Source organism: Nitrobacter sp. NHB1, assembly GCF_036964665.1.
GTDB lineage: Bacteria > Pseudomonadota > Alphaproteobacteria > Rhizobiales > Xanthobacteraceae > Nitrobacter.
Map to the genome: position 1 here is coordinate 2,018,259 of NZ_JBAMDA010000001.1, position 22,878 is coordinate 2,041,136.

General features: G+C 64.2%; 20 protein-coding genes and 1 tRNA gene. 11 read left to right on the forward strand and 10 right to left on the reverse strand.

Annotated elements, in window-relative coordinates; genetic code table 11:
* The first annotated feature begins 20 nt into the window (after window positions 1-20).
* On the forward strand, window positions 21-293 hold the full coding sequence (locus V4R08_RS09415; protein WP_335579116.1) for a hypothetical protein: 273 nt from the start codon (window positions 21-23) through the stop codon (window positions 291-293).
* 830 nt (window positions 294-1,123) lie between these two features.
* On the opposite strand, the gene V4R08_RS09420 is transcribed toward V4R08_RS09415, so the two are convergent.
* The 5 genes from V4R08_RS09420 to hemC form a co-directional block, all read right to left on the reverse strand.
* Window positions 1,124-1,199, reverse strand: a tRNA-Thr gene (locus V4R08_RS09420).
* 144 nt (window positions 1,200-1,343) lie between these two features.
* A complete protein-coding gene (locus V4R08_RS09425; RefSeq protein WP_335579117.1) occupies window positions 1,344-2,999 on the reverse strand; it encodes a heme biosynthesis HemY N-terminal domain-containing protein in 1,656 nt (551 codons plus the stop codon).
* Between the two features lie 7 nt (window positions 3,000-3,006).
* Window positions 3,007-3,987 (reverse strand): COG4223 family protein, encoded by a 981-nt coding sequence (locus V4R08_RS09430; protein WP_335579118.1) that lies wholly within the window; start codon window positions 3,985-3,987, stop codon window positions 3,007-3,009.
* A gap of 387 nt (window positions 3,988-4,374) precedes the next feature.
* Entirely contained in the window at window positions 4,375-5,121 is a 747-nt protein-coding gene (locus V4R08_RS09435) for a uroporphyrinogen-III synthase (protein WP_335579119.1), read from the reverse strand.
* A 3-nt stretch (window positions 5,122-5,124) separates the two neighbouring features.
* A complete protein-coding gene (gene hemC / locus V4R08_RS09440; RefSeq protein WP_335579120.1) occupies window positions 5,125-6,075 on the reverse strand; it encodes a hydroxymethylbilane synthase in 951 nt (316 codons plus the stop codon).
* 89 nt (window positions 6,076-6,164) lie between these two features.
* Here hemC and tsaD point away from each other — a divergent pair, with 89 nt between their 5' ends.
* The 4 genes from tsaD (at window position 6,165) to acs (ending at window position 11,035) form a co-directional block, all read left to right on the forward strand.
* Window positions 6,165-7,238 carry a tRNA (adenosine(37)-N6)-threonylcarbamoyltransferase complex transferase subunit TsaD gene (gene tsaD, locus V4R08_RS09445; protein WP_335579121.1) on the forward strand — a complete coding sequence of 358 codons (1,074 nt, stop codon included), beginning with the start codon at window positions 6,165-6,167 and terminating at the stop codon, window positions 7,236-7,238.
* 13 nt (window positions 7,239-7,251) lie between these two features.
* Window positions 7,252-8,232 (forward strand): NAD(P)H-dependent glycerol-3-phosphate dehydrogenase, encoded by a 981-nt coding sequence (locus V4R08_RS09450; RefSeq protein WP_335579122.1) that lies wholly within the window; start codon window positions 7,252-7,254, stop codon window positions 8,230-8,232.
* 2 nt (window positions 8,233-8,234) lie between these two features.
* Window positions 8,235-8,648: an EVE domain-containing protein gene (locus V4R08_RS09455; RefSeq protein ID WP_335579123.1), complete on the forward strand. Its 414-nt coding sequence runs from the start codon at window positions 8,235-8,237 to the stop codon at window positions 8,646-8,648.
* Between the two features lie 428 nt (window positions 8,649-9,076).
* Complete coding sequence (acs, locus tag V4R08_RS09460; protein WP_335579124.1) at window positions 9,077-11,035, forward strand: acetate--CoA ligase; 1,959 nt, start codon at window positions 9,077-9,079, stop codon at window positions 11,033-11,035.
* Window positions 11,036-11,260: 225 nt separating this feature from the next.
* On the opposite strand, the gene V4R08_RS09465 is transcribed toward acs, so the two are convergent.
* A complete protein-coding gene (locus V4R08_RS09465; RefSeq protein ID WP_335580227.1) occupies window positions 11,261-11,887 on the reverse strand; it encodes a S24 family peptidase in 627 nt (208 codons plus the stop codon).
* Window positions 11,888-12,123: 236 nt separating this feature from the next.
* On the opposite strand from V4R08_RS09465, the gene V4R08_RS09470 reads away from it, so the two are divergent.
* On the forward strand, window positions 12,124-12,468 hold the full coding sequence (locus tag V4R08_RS09470; RefSeq protein WP_335580228.1) for a DUF952 domain-containing protein: 345 nt from the start codon (window positions 12,124-12,126) through the stop codon (window positions 12,466-12,468).
* On the forward strand, window positions 12,465-13,559 hold the full coding sequence (locus V4R08_RS09475; protein ID WP_335579125.1) for a quinone-dependent dihydroorotate dehydrogenase: 1,095 nt from the start codon (window positions 12,465-12,467) through the stop codon (window positions 13,557-13,559). The genes V4R08_RS09470 and V4R08_RS09475 overlap by 4 nt, the downstream gene beginning before the upstream one ends.
* A 255-nt stretch (window positions 13,560-13,814) precedes the next feature.
* Here the strand turns inward: V4R08_RS09475 and V4R08_RS09480 are convergent, their stop codons facing one another.
* From V4R08_RS09480 to V4R08_RS09495, 4 genes are all read right to left on the reverse strand, one after another.
* On the reverse strand, window positions 13,815-14,120 hold the full coding sequence (locus V4R08_RS09480) for a DUF6460 domain-containing protein (protein WP_335579126.1): 306 nt from the start codon (window positions 14,118-14,120) through the stop codon (window positions 13,815-13,817).
* 381 nt (window positions 14,121-14,501) lie between these two features.
* Entirely contained in the window at window positions 14,502-15,317 is an 816-nt protein-coding gene (locus V4R08_RS09485) for a Bax inhibitor-1/YccA family protein (RefSeq protein ID WP_335580229.1), read from the reverse strand.
* Between the two features lie 321 nt (window positions 15,318-15,638).
* Entirely contained in the window at window positions 15,639-18,182 is a 2,544-nt protein-coding gene (locus V4R08_RS09490; protein ID WP_335579127.1) for an ABC transporter permease, read from the reverse strand.
* Window positions 18,183-18,334: 152 nt separating this feature from the next.
* Window positions 18,335-19,057: an ABC transporter ATP-binding protein gene (locus V4R08_RS09495; protein ID WP_335579128.1), complete on the reverse strand. Its 723-nt coding sequence runs from the start codon at window positions 19,055-19,057 to the stop codon at window positions 18,335-18,337.
* On the opposite strand from V4R08_RS09495, the gene V4R08_RS09500 reads away from it, so the two are divergent.
* From V4R08_RS09500 to mdh, 4 genes are all read left to right on the forward strand, one after another.
* On the forward strand, window positions 19,056-19,739 hold the full coding sequence (locus V4R08_RS09500) for an arylesterase (protein WP_442935645.1): 684 nt from the start codon (window positions 19,056-19,058) through the stop codon (window positions 19,737-19,739). The two genes, V4R08_RS09495 and V4R08_RS09500, sit on opposite strands and share 2 nt — an antisense overlap.
* Window positions 19,740-19,897: 158 nt before the next feature.
* Window positions 19,898-20,434, forward strand: a complete 537-nt coding sequence (gene thpR / locus V4R08_RS09505; RefSeq protein WP_335579130.1) for an RNA 2',3'-cyclic phosphodiesterase — start codon at window positions 19,898-19,900, stop codon at window positions 20,432-20,434.
* Window positions 20,435-20,507: 73 nt separating this feature from the next.
* Window positions 20,508-21,692, forward strand: a complete 1,185-nt coding sequence (gene zapE, locus V4R08_RS09510; RefSeq protein ID WP_335579131.1) for a cell division protein ZapE — start codon at window positions 20,508-20,510, stop codon at window positions 21,690-21,692.
* A 146-nt stretch (window positions 21,693-21,838) separates the two neighbouring features.
* Window positions 21,839-22,807 carry a malate dehydrogenase gene (mdh, locus tag V4R08_RS09515; protein ID WP_335579132.1) on the forward strand — a complete coding sequence of 323 codons (969 nt, stop codon included), beginning with the start codon at window positions 21,839-21,841 and terminating at the stop codon, window positions 22,805-22,807.
* The last annotated feature ends 71 nt before the right edge of the window (window positions 22,808-22,878 follow it).

Sequence of the window (22,878 nt, forward strand, 5' to 3'; positions counted from 1 at the left end):
GGATTCACGTCGGAGGATCGATGCTCTTTGTTATCGTCGTGGCTTTGGTGGCGGCCTACTTGATATCGCGGCTGGTTGGGCTGGCTGCCAAGAGGTGGCCGAACACAATCGGCAAGGCCGTGTTCGTCAATGCCGTGAGCGCTATAATTGTCGTGGTCGCGGGAGCGTTAGCCTCCGCAGCAGACGGTAGCCCGCCAAAATTCTATTTAGCGTTCTTGATATACGGCGGCGCACAATTGATCGTGCTGACTTTTGATGCGATCCGGCTAGTCAGGTCAACCGAACCACGTTAGCGATATCCGCCCCACCCCACCCCTCTCAGGACATGGAGCCTCCGGCGAATCCGGGCGCTCCCGCTGACCATCGCGATGACAAGCGTCTTGTGGGGGCCGCTAGGCAGCGAAGACCCTCGAAAATCTCGAGGAAATCGCGAATCTGCTGGGGCAGTCCTGAAACAACAAAAGACCCGACCGCCGATTAAAGCGGCCGGGCTAAGTCAGAGGAGGAAACAGGCCCAGGGCGGGCCTCAACATCGCCGGGCTGGTCTCCTGGCCGGCGATTCGTGACAGCCCCGTGCAGGGCCGACCAGCATCCGTTTAACATCGCTTTTAGATGCATGATTTGATCTACATCAATAGGCACGTCTCTCCGTTGGTCAGCTTGCTGCTGCCTTGTTTTCAAGAACTCCCTTAGGGGTTCCTCTTGGACAGGTATGTGCAGATCGCGCAGGATACCTGCACAAGCAATTCTGCGTCTTCCGGCGCTGGTCTGCTTTGCTCGCTGACATGTCGCCCGTGTTGCGAGGCGAATCCATATAGCTGCTTACCGCTTCATCTAGCGGCTTCGGCAAGTCATAGACTTTGTATCAGACGCACTGGCGAATGTCGTAGAGCACCTCGTCGCGAATATTCGGGACTTCGCTCCAGTTATTTGGGGCTGGAGCGGTTAGCAGCACTCGGCAAACGACAGATCGAATCTGGCCATAACTTGGACCGCAATCGTATGCATTCTGAATTACGGCAAAGCGCAATCCGTCGGGCGCATCTGTTCTTACTGTGATTGGCGGTGCAGAAGCGAAACTGTTATGCTTGGAAAAGGTCATCCCTGCACCGTGGAAGTGAGGTGGTGCCGCTTAGGTGACTCGAACACCTGACCCCATCATTACGAATGATGTGCTCTACCAACTGAGCTAAAGCGGCTTAACCCTTCACACACGCCATACTATGGTGCGTTGCGGCGCACCCGGCAACGGTCCGGCGCGCCGAGCCTCTGATATCGGGCACCGTCCCCCTTTGCAAGAACCCGCCGCCGCGCCGCCGGCATATATCGCCGCCCGGTCGCCGTCAGCTTCCCCGGCGCGACAGCAACCCGCGCAACCCACCGGCCTGGCGCGCGACCTGGGAGGTTTCTTCAGCAAATCCATCATCTTGGGGGCTGTCATCCACGCCCGGATCGTCGGGAGCGCGAACGATCGCGATCACGGCAGGGATGTCGGATGCGGCCTCGGCCTTGTTCGGGTCCGATTGCGTGCGAAAGGTCGGCGATGTCGCGGCCTCGGCCGACGCGGCGACAGTTTCGGACGATGACGATTCGACCGCAACCGTTGCACCGTCCTGAGCGGCGGACTGGGATGCTGCGGGCAGCGCTTCGAAACGCGGCGCATCGCCCGCGATCTGGTCCGAAAACTCCGCCTCGACCAAGGCGGGCCTGCTCGAAGGCAGCGCCGCCAGCGGGGCCTGCCACTGAAACGCGTCAAGCCGGCCGGTCACCGGCGAAACCGGACGCCAGTGGTCCGACACGTAGCCATCCGCGGTCCAGACCGGATCGTGCAGGGCACGCACGGCACGCAGCGTCCAGGCGCGGGCGCGGCCGCTGTCGCCGTGCTCGTTGTGCTCGATTTCGGCCATCAGCATCGCAACGCGTTGCGTCGGCGCTGCGATCAGCGGCTCCAGCACCTCGCGCGCCCGGGCGAATTCGCTGGCATCGATCGCCGCGCGCGCAATCGCCATCACGCTTTCCGGATGACCGGACGCATTTTCCGCCAGCGTCTCGACACGCGCCAGCCGCTCCCGCGCCGAATCGCCGGGCATGACATGAGCGTAGGCGTCGGCGAGATCAGGATGCGGCTGTGCCAGCCACGCGGTCTCGATGATCCGCATCGCACGCCGCATCTGATTCGCTTCGCTCAGATACTTGCTCGCAAGCACCACGGCCGGAATCAGCGTCGGTGCGTACTTCACCGCCTCCATCACCGTATTGCGCGACGCATCGCGATCCGACTTTTCAAGCTCCAGCGCCCGCGCGGTCAACAGCACGCCGCGCTGACGGCGGTACAGCGCCTTGTCGATCAGACCCGACGCGACGTTTTTCTCGAGGATGGCGAGTGCGCCGGTCCAGTCGCCCCTGGCGCAGCGAAAGCCCAGCGCGGCTTGCGAGGCCCATATCGAGGACGGCGATACCTTCAGCGCTTCCTCGGCGATCGCCACCGCAGCCTGCGGATCGTCGGCCCGCTGGGCTTCGATGAAAAGCCCGCGCAAGCCCAATAACCGCGTATCCGCTCGCTCTGCCATGGCGCGGAACGCACGCTGCGCGCGGTCCGCATCGCCGTCGAGCTGCGCGGACTGCGCGTGCAATAGCAGCGCCAACGGCTCGTGCGACACCAGACGCCGGGCAACCTTGGCATGCGTCCGTGCGGCCGCGGCGTCGCCGTGACCGATCGCAAGCAGGCCACGGGTAATCGCGTCCCGGCCGCGCCTGCTCCGACGCTCCCGGCGCGCACGCCGGATGCGTCTCGGTGCTTGCCACAGACCCCGCACGATGCTCCACACCAGCAGGGTGGCAACGACAAGCAGGCCCAACCCAAGTGCGAAAGCCGGTAGCGTGGTCTCGATTCGCCAGACATCCCACGACATCACGATCGTGCCGGTCTGATCGGCAACCCAGGTGGCGCCCAATGCCGCGAGCGCGATTAGAACGAGGAACAGGATGATGCGAAACATCTGAAACCTATGGCGCTGGTTTGGTCAGCGCCGCCATCGCGTCGGCTGCGAACTGACGCGACGCGGCAAGAGCGGCATCGTATGCGTCGGCCTTGGCGATCCAGGGCTCGGCGGCAGTGCGATCGGCTGGAGGAAGCGCGTTCAATTCCGCCTTCGCGGCAGCAACATCGTTTTGCTTTGCCGATGCCGTGATGCGCGCAACCACGGCGCCGGTGGAATCCGCGGGTGAAGCATCGATGCGTTCGATACGCACCAGACGCGCGGCGCCCTCCTGCAACCGGTCCACGAGGCTGCTGCCGGTCGTCGCCAGGACCGGTGCCGGTGCCGGCGCGAGCTTTGGCACGATCGCAAGCAGTTCGTGAGACAGCACGGTCGCGCTCGGCACGCCCGAGTCCGCGAACGTCTCCAGCGGCTTCAACGCGTCGGGGTCGGCAACCAGGGCCTTCGATGCCGCCAGCAGATCGCCATAAGGCTGCCCGTGGCGCACCGACACGTTCAGCAGCGTCGCCGCCACGGCCCGGCGAAGCGGCACGTCGTCGGCCGGAGCAGCGCCATGCTTGGTTGCCTCGGCGGTCAGGGTTTGCGTCGTCTGCTCGACCTGGTGCTCGACTTGGGCGAGCCGCGCGCTGATGGCCGCAAGGTCAGACGCCTGCTCGGCGCCATGCGGCACGGATGCTCCGTCCTTCAAGGCCGCAGCCAACTTGTCGGATTGACCGCGAACGGTTGCCAGTTCGCCGCGCAAGGATGCAACGGATTTTTCCAGAGCACCGATACGCGCCGCGGCGGCCGGATCGGGCGCCGGAGCAGCCGGCTTGCTGGCCCTCGACTCGACACTGGCTACCCGATTCGAAAGAGCGCCAAATTCCGCCGCACTGACTTGCGCTTGCGGCGCAGCAGAGGGTGCGGAGGATAACGGCGGCCAGCCCGTCAGCCACGTGCCGCCAACAACGAGCCCGGCGGCGACCGCACCGGCGACCGCGGCGATCACGGCCGACAAAGCGCGGGACGGTGCGCGCGGAGGAGCCGGCTGCTCGCCGATGGGCTGTCGATCGTCAGCCGCTCCGTCCGCATCCCCTGAACCGGCATCATCCGCCGTCCCGGAAATTCGGTTGGCTTCGAGGTCTGCGGGAGACGAGAGGTCCTGCCAGCCCGCGTCCCCGGGACCGGCATGATCCGCTGACGCGGAAGCTCCAGTCGTTTCAATGTCCGTGGGAAGCGAATGCTTTTGCGAGCTCCCCTCCTGCGACACGTCATCGTGCCTGTCGTCTGCCATCGTCACGGTTCCCCATTGCGGCGACACATCAGTATCAGATCGAGACCCATCTCCCTATTACCGCGATAACGGCCGTAACGCACTAGTTACCGCGATAGCGGCTTACCGCGATAGCGGCCGCAACGCACAATCCAGCGCCTCCAATACCGCATTTTCGGCCGGCGCGCGCGCCATTACCACATGGGGAGCGCCGGCGTCTCGCAGAATCGAGGCCACGGTGCCGGAGATGCAACATTGCGGGACCGCCAAAGCCGATATCTCGACGCCCCCGGTGCGGACGGCGTCCAGGAACGCCCGGGCGCTGCGTCGCGAATAGTGCAGCACCGCCGATATCCGGTGCGCGGCAAACGCATCACAGACCTCGCGCGACAGGATCGCCACCGGCGCCATCCGGTAACACGTCGCCGTCACGACAGCCAAACCGCGCGCTCCGAGCTCTCCGGCGAGATCGCATGAGCGATCGGCCGCTGCGAGATAAAGAATCCTCGCCCCCTTCGCCAGGGGTTTCGCGCGAGCACTCTTTATAATGAGTTCGCGCAATGCCACCGCATCTCCGCCTGCCGCGACCACATCCTGAAATCCGGCCTGGCGCGCGGCCTCCGCGGTGTGCCGGCCCACCGCGAACACCGCCAGCTTCAGCAGCGACTCTCGAGCCGGATGGGCGGCGAGCGCGCGCAACGCGTTGCCGCTGGTCACGACGACGGCGCCATAGCGCGCATCCGGATCGATTTCGAAAGCGACCGCCTCGAAGCGCAACACCGGCGACAACAGAACCTCAAGCCCCCTCGCCCGCAGGACGGCGGCGGTGGCTTCATTGTCCGGTTCAGGTCGCGTGACGAGAACCGCCACGCCTCAGGCTCCGGCGAACAGCGTGAAGAATTTCTCGCCTGCGCGCTCGCGCAATTCATGCGCCGCGTCCGCACCAAGCGCGGCGGCATCCGCGCGCGCGCCTTCGCGCGTGGTCTCGTAGGACTGCGTGCCGTCGGGAGAAATAATGAGGCCGCGGAAATGAATGCGGTCGCCGTTGACGCGACAATGGCCGCCGATCGGCGTGCGGCAGGAGCCGTCGAGCAGCGCCAGAAAGCTTCGCTCGGCGCTCAAAGCCACTTCCGTATCAGAATCGCCGATCGCCTTTACGAACGCGTTGATGCGGTCGTCGTCACGCCGCGATTCGATCGCGATGGCGCCCTGCCCGACCGCCGGCAGGAATTCGTCGGTCTCGAGAATGCGCGTCGCCCTGTCCTGCAAGCCGAGGCGGTTCAGGCCGGCCAGCGCCAGCAGCGTGGCGTCGGCCTCCCCCGCTACGAGCTTGCGCAGGCGCGTCTCGACATTGCCACGGATGACGCTCACTTTCAGATCCGGGCGCAGCCGCAGCACCATGGCCTGCCGCCGCAGCGACGCGGTCCCGACGATCGAGCCCGCCGGTAGATCGTTCAATGACGCGGCGCGCGGACTGATGAAGACGTCGCGCACGTCCTCGCGTGGCAGAAACGCCGGCAGCCAGGTGGCATCGGGCAGAAACGTCGGCACGTCCTTGGACGAATGCACCGCGAAGTCGATGCTGCCGGCCAACAGGGCTTCCTCGATCTCCTTGGTAAAAAGTCCCTTGCCGCCGACATCGAACAGCGGCCGGTCCTGAATGGCATCGCCCGAGGTCCGGATGGTCTTGATGGCGATCCGCTCGGGCGCCACCTGATGCGCTCGCGCCAGCCGGTCCCGCACCTCATTGGCCTGCGCCAGCGCCAGCGCGCTACCCCGGGTGCCTATCGTCGCCAGAATGTCTGTTTCACCGGAGGATTGCACGCCAAGACCTCATAATGCTACGCCGTGAAGAGAGGGAAACGCTGGTTTGCCCGATAACGCAAGGGCCTATATCTAGGTACGACACGCCGATGCTGGTGCTAGGGATCGAGACCACCTGCGATGAAACCGCAGCCGCCGTGGTCGAGCGCCGGGCGGACGGCGGCGCCTTGATTCTCTCCAATATCGTGCGATCCCAGACCGGAGAACATGCCCCCTACGGCGGCGTCGTCCCGGAAATCGCGGCGCGTGCCCATGTCGATATGCTCGACGGCATCGTCGCCAGCGCGATGAAGCAATCGAGCGTCGGTTTTTCCCGGCTGTCCGGGGTCGCGGCCGCCGCCGGACCGGGCCTGATCGGCGGTGTGATCGTGGGGCTGACCACGGCCAAGGCGATCGCACTGGTGCATCGCACGCCGCTGATCGCGGTCAATCATCTCGAAGCCCACGCGCTGACGCCGCGGTTGACCAGCGCGCTGGAATTTCCCTACTGCCTGTTCCTCGCCTCCGGCGGCCATACCCAGATCGTCGCGGTACTCGGCGTCGGCAACTATGTCCGGCTCGGCACCACGGTCGACGATGCCATGGGCGAAGCCTTCGACAAGGTGGCGAAGATGCTCGGCCTGCCTTACCCCGGCGGCCCGGAGGTCGAGCGCGCCGCGGCTGATGGCGATGCCACGCGATTTAATTTTCCGCGGCCGATGCTCGGCCGTCCCGACGCCAACTTCTCGCTCTCCGGCCTGAAAACGGCGGTGCGCAACGAGGCCGCCCGCATCGACCCGCTGGAGCCGCAGGACATCAACGACCTCTGCGCCGGGTTTCAGGCCGCGGTGCTGGAGGCGACCGCGGATCGGCTCAGTGTCGGCCTCAGACTGTTTCAGGAGCGATTTGGTACGCCGCGCGCGCTGGTCGCCGCCGGCGGCGTCGCCGCCAACCAGGCGATCCGCGGCGCGCTCGAGGGCGTTGCCGCCAAGGCACAGACCACGCTCATCATCCCGCCGCCGGCCTTGTGCACCGATAATGGCGCCATGATCGCATGGGCCGGCGCCGAACGGCTGGCGGCCGGATTGACCGACACCCTCGAGGCTCCTCCGCGCGCCCGCTGGCTGCTCGACGCCAACGCTCACGCCCCCGCGGGCTTCGCCAAGACCCGCGCCGGATTTTGAAGGCGTTGTCGCGATGAAACCTCTCAACCGCGTTTGCGTGATCGGCGCCGGAGCCTGGGGCACGGCGCTGGCCGGCGTCGCCGCGCGCGCGGGACGCGAGGTGATGCTGTATGCGCGCGATGCGGCGACGGCCGCGGCGATCTCGGCAACGCGGGACAATCCGCGACTGCCCGGCATCCCCCTCGACCGCAGCATCGTCGTGACGCACGACATCGCCGCTGCCGGCCGCGCCGATATCGTCGTGATCGCGGTCCCCGCCCAAAATTCGCGCATGGCGGTCGCCGCATTGGCCCCCCATCTCGCAGCCGGGACGCCCGTCATCGCCAGCGCCAAGGGCATCGAGCACGGCACCAGGCGCTTCATGACCGAGGTGATCGAAGAGGCCGCGCCCCAAACTGTGCCCGCGATCTTGTCCGGACCGAGTTTTGCCGACGACGTGGCGCGGGGGCTGCCGACCGCGGTGACGCTGGCGGCGAAAAATGAAGCGATGGCGGTCGCGCTGGTCCATGCGCTGGGCTCGGCCGCCTTCCGTCCCTATCACACCACCGATCTGCGCGGGGTCGAGATCGGCGGCGCCGCGAAAAACGTCCTCGCGATCGCGGCCGGAATCGTGGTCGGCAAACAACTCGGCGCATCGGCGCAGGCCGCGCTGACCACGCGCGGATTCAGCGAACTGGTCCGTCTTGGACTTGCCTGCGGCGCGCGCAGCGAGACGCTTTCCGGTCTGTCCGGCCTCGGCGATCTCATCCTCACCTGTTCGAGCCCGCAGTCGCGCAATTTCTCGCTCGGCATTGCGCTCGGGCGTGGCGAAAGCGCGCCGCGCGGCAAACTCAGCGAAGGCGCGTTCACCGCGCCGGCGCTGCTCGAACTGGCGGCGGCGAATGGTGTCGAGATGCCCGTCGCAAACGCGGTCGCGGCCATTCTCGCCGGCCGATTGACGATCGAGACGGCCATCGACAATCTGCTGACGCGGCCGTTCCGGGCGGAGGGATAGCGATGGCGTACTGGCTGGTGAAATCGGAGCCTTCGGCGTGGTCGTGGCAGCAGCAGATGGCGAAAGGCGCCAAGGGCGAGGCCTGGACCGGCGTGCGCAACTTCACCGCGCGGCAGAACCTCGTCGCCATGAAAAAAGGCGACCAGGCCTTCTTCTATCATTCCAATGAGGGCAAGGAGATCGTCGGCATCGCCGAAATCATTCGCGAGGCCTATCCCGACCCCACCGACAAGACCGGCAGGTTCGTCTGCGTCGACATCAAGGCGGACAAGCCGCTGAAGACGCCGGTGACGATCACCGCCGTCAAGGCCGACAAGCGCCTGACCGAGATGGCGCTGGTTAAATATTCGCGCCTCTCGGTGCAGCCGGTGACGCCGGCGGAATGGAAAATGGTCTGCAAGATGGGAGGACTATAAGGGGGCGCCAGTCGCCGCCGGACCTGATCCCGGCAATCCACTTTTGGAAAGTAAAGGCGAGAATTCGCGACTCGAGCGCGATGACGAGGTGCCGCAAGCGAGTTTCCAGTGGCACAACGATAGAATCGGCCAAAATGAGCCCGAACAACCTCGAATTTCGGCCGCGGTATGGTTATATGTTACCAGACGCGCAGCAGCACGACCGTCCGACCAGGGTTCTGGAGCATGATCCCGAAAAGTGGAAACCGGTTTTCGGATCCGATCATGCTCAATCAAAAGGGTGCGGCCGGATTCTGGTTTAATGCCGTTAAATCAGAATCTAGTGCTGACGGCTTGTCGCCGTACCGCGTCGCGACGCATAATTGTCGCAACGGTGAAGACGGACCCGGCTCTGTTGCGAACGCGGGTCCTGCGGTGGAGCAAAAACAATGTCCGACAAGATTTATGACGTAAGCGCGGATTGGGCCAAGCGGGCCTGGGTCGACGACGCCAAATATCGCGAGATGTATGCGCGCTCGATCAAGGACCCGAACGGATTCTGGTCCGAGGCAGCCAAGCGGGTCGACTGGATCAAGCCCTTCACCAAGGTCGAGAACACCTCGTTCGAACTCGGCAAGGTGTCGATCAAATGGTTCGAGGACGGTGTGCTCAACGCCGCCTACAATTGCATCGACCGGCATCTGGAAAAGCGCGGCGACCAGACCGCGATCATCTGGGAAGGCGACGATCCCTCGCAGTCGAAGCACATCACCTATCGCGAACTGCACGACGAAGTCTGCAAGATGGCCAACATCCTGCGGCTGCGCAACGTCAAGAAGGGCGATCGCGTCACCATCTACCTGCCGATGATTCCGGAAGCGGCCTACGCGATCCTCGCCTGCGCGCGGATCGGCGCGATCCACTCGGTGGTGTTCGGCGGCTTCTCGCCCGATTCCATCGCCGGACGCCTGCGCGATTGCAAATCCCGCGTCGTCATCACTTCCGACGAGGGCCTGCGCGGCGGCCGCACCATCGCAATGAAGGCCAACGTCGATACCGCGATCGAGAAGGTCAACGGCGAGGTCGACTGGGTAATCGTCGTCAAGCGAACCGGCGGCAAGGTCAACATGAACCCGACGCGTGATGTCTGGTATCACGAGGCAGCGGCCGTGGTCGAAAGCGAATGCCCGTGCGAGCCGATGAACGCGGAAGACCCGCTGTTCATCCTCTACACCTCGGGCTCGACCGGACAGCCCAAGGGCGTGCTGCACACCACCGCAGGCTATCTGATCTTCGTGTCGATGACGCACCAGTACGTGTTCGACTATCACGACGGCGACATCTACTGGTGCACCGCGGACGTCGGCTGGGTCACCGGCCACAGCTACATTCTCTACGGGCCGCTGTGCAACGGCGCGACCACGATGATGTTCGAGGGCGTGCCGAACTATCCGGACAATTCGCGGTTCTGGAATGTAATCGACAAGCACAAGGTCAACATCTTCTACACCGCGCCGACCGCGATCCGCGCCTTGATGCAGGCGGGCGACGATCCGGTGAAGAAAACCTCGCGCGCAAGCCTACGCCTGCTTGGTTCGGTCGGCGAGCCGATCAATCCGGAAGCCTGGGAATGGTATTACCGCGTGGTCGGCGACAGCCGCTGCCCGGTGGTCGATACCTGGTGGCAGACCGAGACCGGCGGCATCATGATTTCGCCGCTGCCGGGCGCGATCGCGCAGAAGCCCGGCTCCGCGACCAAGCCGTTCTTCGGAATCGTGCCCGAGATCGTCGATGCCGACGGCAAGGTGCTGGAAGGCGAATGCAGCGGCAATCTGTGTATCGCGCGGTCGTGGCCGGCCCAGGTGCGCACGGTCTATGGCGATCACGCCCGCTTCGAGCAGACCTACTTCTCCTCCTACAAAGGCAAGTACTTCTCCGGTGACGGCTGCCGCCGCGACGCCGACGGCTACTACTGGATCACCGGCCGCGTCGATGACGTCATCAACGTCTCCGGCCACCGCATGGGCACGGCGGAAGTCGAAAGCTCGCTGGTGGCACATGAGAGCGTGTCGGAGGCCGCCGTGGTCGGCTATCCCCATAACATCAAGGGCCAGGGCATCTACGCTTACGTGACCCTGATGCAGGGCGTGGAGCCGAGCGAGACGCTGCGCAAGGAACTGGTCGCCTGGGTGCGCAAGGACATCGGCCCGATCGCGTCGCCCGACCTGATCCAGTTCGCGCCGGGCCTGCCGAAAACCCGCTCCGGCAAGATCATGCGCCGCATCCTGCGCAAGATTGCCGAGGACGAGCCGTCCAGCCTCGGCGACACCACGACGCTGGCCGATCCCGGCGTCGTCACCGACCTCGTCAAGAATCGTCAGAACAAGAAGGACGGCGCCGTGGCGTAGATCGATTGAAGCAGCACATCGTTCTTCCCGCTTCAGAGTCCGAACCAGACTCTGATCCTTTTAATTTGAGACGGAATCATTCCGTACTCTGGCGTCGTGCGCGGGCTCGACCCGCGCATCCATCTTCTTCGAAAGACTGATAGATTGCCGGGTCAAGCCCGGCAATGACGGATAATCGAGATATTTCCGTCAAACATGAACCGCTATAGCGCGGAGGACAGAGGATCACTGGCTCGCCCACACGATCCGAGCGATCCATTCCACGTCGGTGGCGGCCAGCGTGCGGTTGACGTGATTCGGATTGAGCGATTGCAGTTCGATCATCTTCGCGGTTCGGCGCTTGAGTTCCTTCACCATCACCTCGCCGTCGCGGGTCTTGACCACCACGCGGTCGCCGCGCCGGATCGGCGTCCCCGGCGAGACCACGATGACGTCGCCGTCGCGATAGGCGGGCTTCATCGAGTCGCCGGATATCTCTAGCGCATAGGCGTGCTCATCGTGGACGGAGGGAAGACCCACCTCGTCCCAGCCCTTGCCGACAGGAAAGCCGCCGTCGTCGAAATACCCGCCGGCGCCGGCCTCGGCAAAACCGAGCAGCGGCACCGCCTGCGCGGCACGCGCCGTATCCTCGATGAACTGCACGAAGGTGTCGATCGCGGTATCGGTAGCCGCGAGCGCTTTCGCGACCGACTCGGTGGAAGGCCAGCGCTCGCGGCCGTCGCCGGTGATGCGTTTCGATTTGTTGAAGGTGGTCGGGTCGAGCCCGGCTTTTCTCGCGAGGCCCGATGGCGACAGGCCGGAGCGCTCCGCGAGACGATCCAGCGCCATCCAGATCTGGGCGTGTGTCAGCATGGCCATGTGGCGCGTCCTGATGTCCGCTCCCCGGGGCGGTGAATTCTGTCAAAGACTAGGAATTATTACCTCAACCGACGCGAGCCTGCAATGCACCGGACAGATAAAACGCGGCTCTTGAAGTGTGACCGGGCCCCCGATACGGTCACGCATGATCCGCTGCAATTTAAGCGAGTGGACACATAATCATGCGCTTTTCAGTATCTTGGGGGCGCAATGACGGGCTCGGGGCACACGTGCGCACGATCTACAAAATCTGTCCTGCTTCGGCCTGGCGGGAGGCCGAGCGGCACGGCGTTTTTCGCGGCAGTGCCGACGATTTGCGCGACGGGTTCATTCATTTTTCCACCGCGTCTCAGCTCGAAGGCACGGCCCGCAAGCACTTCGTTGGCCAGACCGATCTGCTCCTGATCGCGATCGATGCCGATGCACTCGGTGAGGCGCTGCGCTGGGAGGTATCGCGCGGCGGCGAACTGTTTCCCCATCTCTATGGCGAACTCCATCTCAGCCATGTCACGGCGGTGCTGGACATGCGCGCACGAGCGGACGGTTACCACGACATCCCGGAGCTTGCGCCGTGATCCGCGCCTTCGACAATTTCTCGTTGCCGCTGTTGCGCTGGCTCGATCCCGAGGACGCGCATCGCATGGCGTTGCAGGGATTGCGGCTGCTGCCGCCGATACGCCAGCGCGCCGATGATCCGAAACTCGCGGTGCGCGCCTTCGGTTTGAATTTTCCCAACCCGATCGGCATGGCCGCCGGCTTTGACAAGAGCGCCGAAGTCCCGGACGCGCTGCTGAAACTGGGATTCGGCTTTGTCGAGATCGGTTCGGTGACGCCGAGGCCGCAGCCCGGCAATCCGCGCCCGCGTGTGTTCCGGCTCGAACGCGACGAGGGCGTGATCAACCGCATGGGATTCAACAACGACGGCGCCCACGTCGTGCTGCGCCGGCTGGCGGCCCGTGCGCATTCCGGCGGCATCATCGGCGTCAACGTCGGCGCCAACAAGGACTCGGGCAATCGCGTCGCCGACTATGTCAGACTGATCGAAATCTTCGCGCCGGTGGCGAGCTACTTCACCGTCAACGTGTCGTCGCCCAATACGCCGGGCCTGCGCAACCTGCAGCAGGCGGCGGCGCTCGACGAACTGCTGGCGAAGGTGATCGACGCCCGCGAGCGGGTCCGTCAGAATGCCGGCGACACGCCGGTGCTGCTCAAGATCGCACCCGACCTGACACTGGCAGAACTCGACGACGTCGTTCACATCGCACGCTCGCGCCGTATCGACGGCATGATCGTCGGCAACACGACATTGGCGCGGCCATCAACCCTGCGCGATCAATCGCGTGCGAAAGAACAGGGCGGGCTGTCGGGACGACCGCTGTTCCGGCTGTCGACCCGGATGGTGGCGGAGACCTATGTGCGCACCGAGGGCGCGTTCCCGCTTGTAGGGGTCGGCGGCATCGACTCCGGTGGCGCCGCACTGACCAAGATTCGCGCCGGCGCTACCCTGATCCAGCTTTATTCGTCGCTGGTCTACAAGGGACTCGGATTGGTCGACGACATCAAGCGCGATCTGATGTCCACGCTGCTGCGGACGGGACACGACTCGCTGTCGGACATCGTCGGCGCGGACGCCGCGACAATTACGGCGGAAGACTGGCCGGGCTAAAGCCTTTTCGCTTCTGATGGAATCAGGAGCGAGGCTCTATGATTTTGAATTGACGCGTTTTCTTCACGCGAACCGCTACCCATCCTCGGGTCAAGCCCGAGGACATGCTTCGCTCGAAACGCTCTCGCCTTATCCTTTTGATTGAGCATGATCTTATCCGAAAACCGGTTTCCACTTTTCGGGATCATGCTCAAACTGTTGAGTGATCGCATTTCCTTACGGTGAACCGGTTTTTCCACTTCACCGGGAAATGCTCTACCGCCCGCGTGGCGCGCCGAACAAGCGCGACAACAGCCAGATCGGGATCACGATGACGGCGCCGAGCACGAAGTAGCGCCACAATCCGTTGATCGCATCGAAGCCGAGATTCCAGACCCGTTCGACCAGCAGGCGAATGCTTTGCACGATATTCCAGGGGTCGAAGCCGATCGCCGCGAGCATTACCCCGACCAGCGTCGATAGCAGGATGAGGCGAAACGCAACCGCCAGCGGCGAGCCGCCCAGGAAACGCGACAGGCTGTCGTGGCTGACGCGCAAGTTCCTGGTGTCGTCGTTCGGCATCGTGGCTCTCCTGCGGGCGTCAGCGCCCGCGCATATCAGCAGCATAAACCATAAACAGTGTGAGGCAGATGGGGAACCAGCATTCCGCCGTCAATGGTCATGGAGCGCGATCAGCAAAAGTGGATTCCGGTTTTGCGTCCGATCGCGCTCGTGACGCCGGACGTCACATCCGCTTCAGTGTCTCCAGCCGGTCGGCTTCGCGCGACGGCTTGTCCCGGCGCAATAAGCGGGCGCTGGAGCCGTTCGAGTCCCGGCGCTCGACGGTGCCCAGGCGCAACGAAAAAGCCCCGGCCTTGGCCGGGGCTTCGCGTGTCAGATCGTCTGGTTGTTCGTTGAGGCATGATCCTCCGAAAACCGGAAGACCCCTTTTCGGGATCATGCCTATTCGCGCTGTCCGAGCAACTGCAGGAGTAGCGTGAACAGGTTGATGAAGTTCAGGTAGAGCGATAGCGCACCGGTAATCGCCGCGCGCTCCGCGATCTCGCCGCCCTGCGAGGCGTAGCCGTAGATGTAGTCGTTCTTCAGCCGCTGGGTGTCGTAGGCGGTGAGACCTGCGAACACCAGCACGCCGACGATCGACACCAAGAACTGCAGCATCGAGCTCGCCACGAAGATGTTGACGACGCTCGCGATGATGACGCCGAACAGGCCCATGATCAGGAACGAGCCCATGCCGGTCATGTCGCGCTTGGTGGTGTAGCCATAGAGGCTCAGCGCGCCGAACGAGGCCGCCGTGATGAAGAACACCCGCACGATCGAGGTGTGGGTGTACACCAGGAAGATCGACGACAGCGACACGCCCATCAGCGCCGAGAACGCCCAGAACAGCATTTGCGCGGTTGCAGGCTTCAGCCGGTTGATGCCAAACGAGATGGCGAAAACCATCGCCAGCGGTGCAAAAATGAACACCCACTTCAGCGGGCTGGCATACATCGTAAAGCCAAATGGCGTCAGGTATTGTCCACCCTTCAGGGCGAGCGAAGCACCCGTCGCCGACTTGGCTGCAAGGTTAGCGTCACCGGTCACGGCGAACATGTACACGCCGAGCGCGGCCAGGCCGGTGATAGCGAGACCGATCGACATGTAGTTGTAGATCTTGAGCATGTAGGCACGCAGACCGGCGTCGACGGCCGCGCGATCAACGCGCCCGGCGGTCCGGCCAAACGGAGAGGCATAGTTACGGTCTAAGTCCGACATGGTCGAATTCCCGTGGTTGTCTGGCGCCGCAAAGGATTTACGCGCCAGTTCGAATCTGTCTCGGATGCCTTTGGCCTGCTGATATTGATTTTTGGTCATCAGGCCAGTATCCGACCCAAGCTGTATGTGGGAAACTAGCACAATCGGCGCAAGCTTCCACGCGCGGCTGAATGTCGCCCTCCGGCGAGGGTATCGGCCCCATCCACGGCAGACCGATGCGCCAAAAGCGCCAAACCCGCAAGAGAATCCTTGATCCCGTCTCATGGCTGGAACCGTGGATACGGTCGCCGTGACGCATGCCACATATCGTCATTAATTTTGTCATAAATTCCGCAATACCGAGGCCGGCTTCTGGTTGAGCGCCATCAGCGTGCCGGTCAGCCCCAGCGCGACCGTGACCAGCAGCGCGGCGGCCACCACCAGGACCGCGCTGCCCGCCTGCCATTCGAAGCCGAGCGTCATCAGCCGCGTCACGATCAGCCACGCCGCGATGGAACCGGCGGCCACACCGAACACCGCGGTGGCCGCGCCGAGCATCAAGTATTCCAGCGTGTAGGCGCCGAGCAGCCGCAGCCGGGTGGCGCCGAGGGTTTTCAGGATCACCGCGTCGTAGACACGATGGCGATGGCCGGCCGCCAGCGCGCCGCCGAGGACGAGAATCGCCGAAATCAGGGTAACGGAGCTGGCACCGCGGATCGCCAGCACCAGGTTGGTGACGACGGTCCCGATGGTTTCCATGGCCTCGCGGACCCGCACGCTCGTCACCATCGGGAAGGCGTCGGCGACGGCCTTGATGATGGCGGTATCTTTGGCAACGCTGTCATGTGTCTCGGTCAGGGTCGCGATATGGGTGTGCGGCGCGCCGCGAAAGGCGTTGGGCGAGAACACCAGCACGAAATTGATGCCGAGGCTCTGCCAGTCCACGCTGCGCATGTTGCTGATGGTGGCGGTGATGTCGCGGCCGAGCACATTCACCACGACGGTATCGCCGAGCTTAAGCCCGAGCCCGTCGGCGATCTTCTTCTCGAACGATACCAGCGGCGGCCCGTCATAGTCCGCTCCCCACCACTCGCCCTCGACCACCTTCGACCCCTTCGGCACCTCGCCGGTGTAGGTGAGGCCGCGATCACTTTGCAGCACCCATGCGGCATCGTGGGAGGGTTTCAGGTCTTCGGCCCTGACGCCGCGCGCCGCGACCATGCGCCCGCGCAGCATCGGCACGTCCTCCACCTTTGCCTGCGGCGCCTGCTGCTTGAGGAATGCCGTGAACCGATCCGCCATCGAGGAGGGAATGTCGATGAAAAAAAACGACGGCGCGCGCTCCGGCAATGCCGCCAGGAACTGCCGCCGCAGATTGCCGTCGATCTGGGTGATCGTGACCAGCACGGCAAGCCCGAGACCGAGCGACAGCACCACCGACGGCGTCAGCGTTCCCGGACGATGAATGTTCGAGATCGCAAGCCGCACCATGGTGATCCGGGATCGCGGCAGCCGGCGCGCCAGCACCATCAGGGCGGAGGCGATGCCGCGCAACAACGCGAACACCATCGCCGACGCCGCCACGAACACCAAAGCCACGCGCTTGTCGTAGGAAAGGCCGATGGCGATCCCGGCCAGAAGCGCGATCAGGAGCGCCATCCAGACCAGGTAGCGGGTCTGCGGCCGGTAGGCTTCATTTGCGACGGTATCGCGAAACAGCGCCGCGACCGGAATGTCATGGACCCGCGCCAGCGGCCAGATGCCGAACGCCAGCGCGGTCAACAGGCCATATACGGCCGATACCGCCAATGCCTCGGGGTGCAGCGCCGGGACCACCGGCAACGGCAGAAGATGGCCGAACGCGCCGACGATGATGAAGGGCAGCGCCGCGCCGACAACCAGACCGGCGAGTGAGCCGAGAGCGGCCAGCACCATGACCTGCGTCAGATAGATCGCAAACACATCGCGTCCGGTCGCGCCCAGCGCCTTGAACGATGCAATGACATCGCGGCGGCGGTCGATGTGGCTCTTGACCGCATTCCCGACGCCGACGCCCCCCACCAGCAAGGCGGCGAGCCCGACCAGGGTCAGAAACTGCGTGAACCGCGAGATGGTCCGCTCGAGTTGCGGCGAGGCATTGTTGCGGCTCCGGATATCCCAGCCCGCCTCCGGCAGCGCCGCCCGCGCATCGTCGGCCAGCGCCGTCGCCGCCTTGTCGTCGGCACCGTCGCCGGCAAGCCGCACCCTGTAAGTCCAGCGCACCAGACTGCCGGGCTGCAGCAAGGCGGTGGCGCGCAAACCGTCGATGCTGACCAGAAAGCGCGGACCGAATCCAAGACGGCCGGCCAGCTTGTCGGGCTCGGCGTCGACCGCGCTGCGGATCGCGAAGGTGGCGCTGCCGATCGTAACACGATCGCCGACCTTGAGATCCAGCCGCGCCAGCAGGGTCGGATCGGCGGCCGCGCCGAATACCCCGTCACGTTCGGCGAGCAGACCGGCCATCGGGATGTTTGGCGCCAGCGTCAGCGCGCCGAGCATGGGATAGGCCCGATCCACCGCCTTGAGCTCGACCAGCGCCAGCTTGCCGTCCGGCGCGCGCGCCATCGCGCGCAGCGTCGCCGCCACCGAGACTGTTCCTCGCGCGCGCAGGAATGCGATCTCGTCCGGCTTCGCCTCGCGCTGAATCAACGAAAATGCGACATCGCCGCCAAGCAGCGTGCGGCCCTCACGCGCCAGGCCGTCCGACAGGCTCGACGCCACGGAGCCGACGCCGGCAATCGCCATGACGCCGAGCGCGATGCAGGTGATGAAGACATAGAAGCCGCGCAGGCCGCTGCGCAGTTCGCGCAATGCCAGACGCAGGGGAAGGAAAGGCGCGCGACTCATCTTCGTCTACTTCGTCATTCCGGGGCGCGAACGAAGTTCGCGAACCCGGAATCCATGAACACAGACCGGGCGTATGGATTCCGGGTTCGTGGCCTTTCGGCCACGCCCCGGAATGACGGATGGTTTGCGGCCCGGAATGACGTAACGATAACTCATCGAGCCGTCCCATCGATGCGTCCCGAGCGCAGCCGCACCACGCGGTCGCAGCGTTGCGCGAGCGCGATATCGTGCGTGACCAGCACCAGCGTCATGCCGCGCTCGGCATGTTTGGTGAACAGGAGATCGACGATCTGCTGACCGGTCGCCTCATCCAGATTGCCGGTCGGCTCGTCGGCGACGAGAATCGCGGGATCGGGCGCGAGCGCCCGCGCCAGCGCCACGCGCTGCTGCTCGCCGCCCGACAACTGCGCCGGATAATGATGCAGCCGCTCGCCGAGACCCACAGTCTCCAGTTCGCGCGCGGCGCGCTTTGAGGCGTCGGCAATGCCTGCGAGTTCGAGCGGCACCGCGACGTTCTCCAGCGCCGTCATGGTCGGAATCAGATGAAAGGACTGGAACACGATGCCGACGTGACGGCCGCGAAATCGCGCCAGACCGTCTTCGTCGAGAGCATTGAAAGCGGTGCCGTCGACCACTACCTCTCCGCTGTCGGGACGCTCCAGCCCCGCCATCACCATGAGCAGCGTGGATTTTCCCGACCCCGACGGGCCGATCAGACCGACGGCTTCGGCGCGGGCAATACGGAGATCGATGTCCTTGAGGATGTGGACCCGAGCCGCGCCGCTGCCGAGCGAGAGGTTGACATTGGAGATGGCGATGGTGTCCGGAATTTCGGAATAACCGGCCGGTGACGAGCGTTCGATGAGACTATCCATGCAAATGTCATATGGCACTTTTTTTGCGGCGGTCGAGAGGTTGATGCGCACGTTCGCGTGGCTGCTGCTTGGCGCGGGCATCGCCATGGCAGTGCCGGCACAGGCGGCCGATGGCCCCGTCAAGATCGTCGTGCTCGGCGACTCCTTGAGCGCCGGACTCGGACTTCCGGCCGCCGACGCATTCCCGGCACAACTGGAAAAGGCCTTGAAAGACAAAGGCCTGAACGTGGCGATCGACAATGCTGGCGTCTCCGGCGACACCGCGTCCGGCGGTCTCGGCCGGCTCGACTGGTCGGTGCCTGCCGGCACGCAGGGCGTGATCCTCGAACTGGGCGCAAACGATGCCCTGCGCGGCATCGATCCCAAGGTGACGCGCGCCGCACTGGAAGAAATCCTGAAGCGGCTGAAGGCCCGCGATGTCGCGGTCCTGCTGTGCGGCATGATCGCGCCGCCGAATTACGGGGCCGAGTATGTCTCTCAGTTCAATGCGATCTTTCCCGATCTCGCGAAGACCTACGACGTGCCGCTTTATCCGTTCTTCCTCGACGGCGTCGCGGCGAATACAAGGCTCAATCAGGCCGACGGAATGCATCCGACCGCCGCCGGCATAGCGGTGATCGTCGGCCGTATCCTGCCCACGGTTGAAGCCTTTCTCAGCGCCATCCATGCGCCGAAGGGTTGAGAAAGAGCATACGTTACACCGCACCCACGCCTCGCCCTTGCACCGTCACATAACTACGATAAAAACGGATATCGGTGATTCGTCACCGGATTGATTTCGAGGCTCGATTTTCGCCGAGCCACTTTTCGGGGGCGAGCCTAAGCATCGAGGGTTTTGCGATGCCGCGTTTGTTCACCGGGCTGGAGATTCCGCCCGATATCGGCCAGACGCTGTCGAGTTTACGCGGCGGCCTGCCGGGCGCCCGCTGGATCGATCCCGAAAACTACCACCTCACGCTCCGCTTCATCGGCGATATCGACGGCGCCTCCGCCAACGAGATCGCGTCGATGCTGTTCCGGGTCAACCGCAAGCCGTTCGAGGTGACGCTGCGGGGACTGTCGAGTTTCGGCGGCAAGAAACCGCGCGCCGTCGTCGCCTCAGTGGAGCCGAGCAGCCCGCTGGTCGAATTGCAGGGCGAGCTCGAACGGCTGATGCGGCGCTGCGGACTCGATCCCGAGGGCCGCAAGTTCACGCCCCACGTCACGCTGGCGCGCTTGCGCGATGCGTCCAACCAGGACGTCGCGGATTATCTGTCGGTGCGCGGCTATTTCCCGGCCAGGGCGTTCACCGCCGAGCGATTCGTGCTGTTCTCCTCGCGCGCGTCGGTCGGCGGCGGCCCCTACGTGGTCGAGGACTCCTACGCGCTCAGCGCGTGATCGCCCGATCTGCACAGATCTTCAACCAATTCACGGCTTGCATTTCGGCGCGTATGGGACCGTAAGGTATTCGATGCATTCGGCCTCGCCGCCCTCGTTCCGCGAACACTATCAGGCCCTCGTCGCGTCAGGCGCGATCGAGGCGGACCCTGCGCAGGCGCAAGCGGTGGAAGCTCTCGCCACGCTGGACGAGCGGCTCACGGCCTACAAGCCGGCGGGCAAAGGCGGCTTTCTCGACAAGCTGTTCCATTCCGACGACGAACCTGCCCCGAAGGGACTTTATATCTACGGCGAGGTCGGACGCGGCAAGACCATGCTGATGGACCTGTTCTTCCAGGAGAGTCCGGTCGCGCACAAACGCCGTGTTCACTTCCACGAGTTCATGGCCGACGTTCACGAACGCATCTACGCCTTCCGCCAGACCATCGCACGCGGCGAGATGGCGGACGCCGACGTCATTCACCTCACCGCGATCTCGATTTTCGAGGAAGCGTGGCTTTTGTGCTTCGACGAATTCCATGTCACCGACATCGCCGATGCCATGATCCTCGGCCGCTTGTTCGCGCGGCTGTTCGAACTTGGCACGGTCGTGGTGGCGACATCCAACGTCCCGCCCGAACACCTCTATGAGGGTGGCCTCAACCGCGTACTGTTCCTGCCGTTCATCGCACAGATCGAGGAGCGCATGGACGTGCTGCGTCTCGATGCCCGCACCGACTTCCGCATGGAAAAGCTCGCCGGCGTCACGATGTGGCTGACACCCGCCGACGCTGCCGCCGAAACGGCGCTCGACAAGGCCTGGGCGCTCATGACCGGCGGTGCGCCCTGCAGGCCGCGCGACATCGCGATCAAGGGCCGCATCCTGCATGTGCCATGCTCGGCCCACGGCGTCGCCCGGTTTTCCTTTGCCGAACTCTGCGAGGAGCCGCTTGCGGCTTCCGACTACTTACGGCTCGCGCACGACTATCACACGCTTATGATCGACCGCATCCCGGTGATGGACTACGCCGACCGCAACGCCGCCAAGCGATTCATCGCCTTGATCGACACGCTCTATGACACCGGCGTGAAACTGATGGCGTCGAGCGATACCGATCCGCTGTCGCTCTATCGCGCCACCGACGGCTATGAGGCGAACGAATTCAAGCGCACCTCCTCGCGTCTGATCGAGATGGGCTCGGAATCCTATCTGGCGCAGGCCCACGGCCGCAGCGATTCCGCCGCCAGCGGAGCGGCCACCGGATTGGTGGAAACGTGACATTGATTCCGTCATTGCGAGGTCGAAATCCGGGTATGGAACGAATGCACGTTGCGGCGACTTGAACGGGCGAGACGAAAGGTCTAACCACGATCTTGTCGAGATTTTTCCTTCCTGCCTCTGTTGTCATCAAAGGACAGATTTCCATGGCGCGCGACAAGATTGCCTTGATCGGCTCCGGTCAGATCGGAGGAACGCTTGCTCATCTCATCGGACTGAAAGAACTCGGCGATGTCGTGATGTTCGATATCGCCGAAGGCATTCCACAGGGCAAATCTCTCGATATCGCGCAGTCGTCCCCGGTGGACGGGTTCGACGCCAAACTGACCGGCGCCAATTCCTATGAAGCGCTCGAGGGCGCCAAGGTCTGCATCGTCACCGCCGGCATCCCGCGCAAGCCGGGCATGAGCCGCGACGATCTCTTGAGCATCAACCTCAAGGTGATGGAGCAGGTCGGCGCCGGCATCAAGAAGTACGCGCCCGACGCCTTCGTCATCTGCATCACCAATCCGCTGGACGCCATGGTGTGGGCGCTTCAGAAAGCCTCGGGTATGCCGGCGAAGAAGGTGGTCGGCATGGCGGGCGTGCTGGACTCCTCGCGCTTCCGCTATTTCCTCGCCGACGAGTTCGACGTGTCGGTGGAAGACGTCACGGCCTTCGTGCTCGGCGGTCACGGCGACAGCATGGTGCCGCTGGTGAAGTACTCGACCGTGGCCGGCATTCCGCTGCCGGACCTCGTCAAGATGGGCTGGACCTCGCAGGCGCGCATCGACGAGATCGTCGATCGCACCCGCAACGGCGGCGCCGAGATCGTCAACCTGCTGAAAACCGGTTCGGCGTTCTATGCGCCCGCGGCCTCCGCGATCGCGATGGCGGAAAGCTACCTGCGCGACAAGAAGCGCGTGCTGCCATGCGCCGCCTATCTCAACGGCGAGTTCGGCGTGAAAGACATGTATGTCGGCGTGCCCGTCGTGATCGGCGCCAGGGGCGTCGAGCGCGTTGTCGAGATCGAACTGGCGGGCAAGGATCGCGAGGCCTTCGACAAATCGGTCGGCGCGGTTCAGGGGCTCGTCGATGCCTGCAAGAAGATCGCGCCCGATCTGCTGGGGAAGTGACATTTCCGAAATAGGACTTTCATCGATCCGTCATTGCGAGGAGCGACGCGACGAAGCAATCCAGTTCTTAA

Coding starts and splice junctions, on each gene's coding strand:
- V4R08_RS09500 (WP_442935645.1), top strand. CDS start 19,056: ATGCAAATGTCATATGGCACTTTTTTTGCGGCGGTCGAGAGGTTGATG.
- V4R08_RS09450 (WP_335579122.1), top strand. CDS start 7,252: ATGAAACCTCTCAACCGCGTTTGCGTGATCGGCGCCGGAGCCTGGGGC.
- zapE (WP_335579131.1), top strand. CDS start 20,508: ATGCATTCGGCCTCGCCGCCCTCGTTCCGCGAACACTATCAGGCCCTC.
- V4R08_RS09485 (WP_335580229.1), bottom strand. CDS start 15,317: ATGTCGGACTTAGACCGTAACTATGCCTCTCCGTTTGGCCGGACCGCC.
- mdh (WP_335579132.1), top strand. CDS start 21,839: ATGGCGCGCGACAAGATTGCCTTGATCGGCTCCGGTCAGATCGGAGGA.
- V4R08_RS09415 (WP_335579116.1), top strand. CDS start 21: ATGCTCTTTGTTATCGTCGTGGCTTTGGTGGCGGCCTACTTGATATCG.
- V4R08_RS09465 (WP_335580227.1), bottom strand. CDS start 11,887: ATGCTGACACACGCCCAGATCTGGATGGCGCTGGATCGTCTCGCGGAG.
- tsaD (WP_335579121.1), top strand. CDS start 6,165: ATGCTGGTGCTAGGGATCGAGACCACCTGCGATGAAACCGCAGCCGCC.
- thpR (WP_335579130.1), top strand. CDS start 19,898: ATGCCGCGTTTGTTCACCGGGCTGGAGATTCCGCCCGATATCGGCCAG.
- V4R08_RS09495 (WP_335579128.1), bottom strand. CDS start 19,057: ATGGATAGTCTCATCGAACGCTCGTCACCGGCCGGTTATTCCGAAATT.
- V4R08_RS09480 (WP_335579126.1), bottom strand. CDS start 14,120: ATGCCGAACGACGACACCAGGAACTTGCGCGTCAGCCACGACAGCCTG.
- acs (WP_335579124.1), top strand. CDS start 9,077: ATGTCCGACAAGATTTATGACGTAAGCGCGGATTGGGCCAAGCGGGCC.
- V4R08_RS09490 (WP_335579127.1), bottom strand. CDS start 18,182: ATGAGTCGCGCGCCTTTCCTTCCCCTGCGTCTGGCATTGCGCGAACTG.
- V4R08_RS09455 (WP_335579123.1), top strand. CDS start 8,235: ATGGCGTACTGGCTGGTGAAATCGGAGCCTTCGGCGTGGTCGTGGCAG.
- V4R08_RS09425 (WP_335579117.1), bottom strand. CDS start 2,999: ATGTTTCGCATCATCCTGTTCCTCGTTCTAATCGCGCTCGCGGCATTG.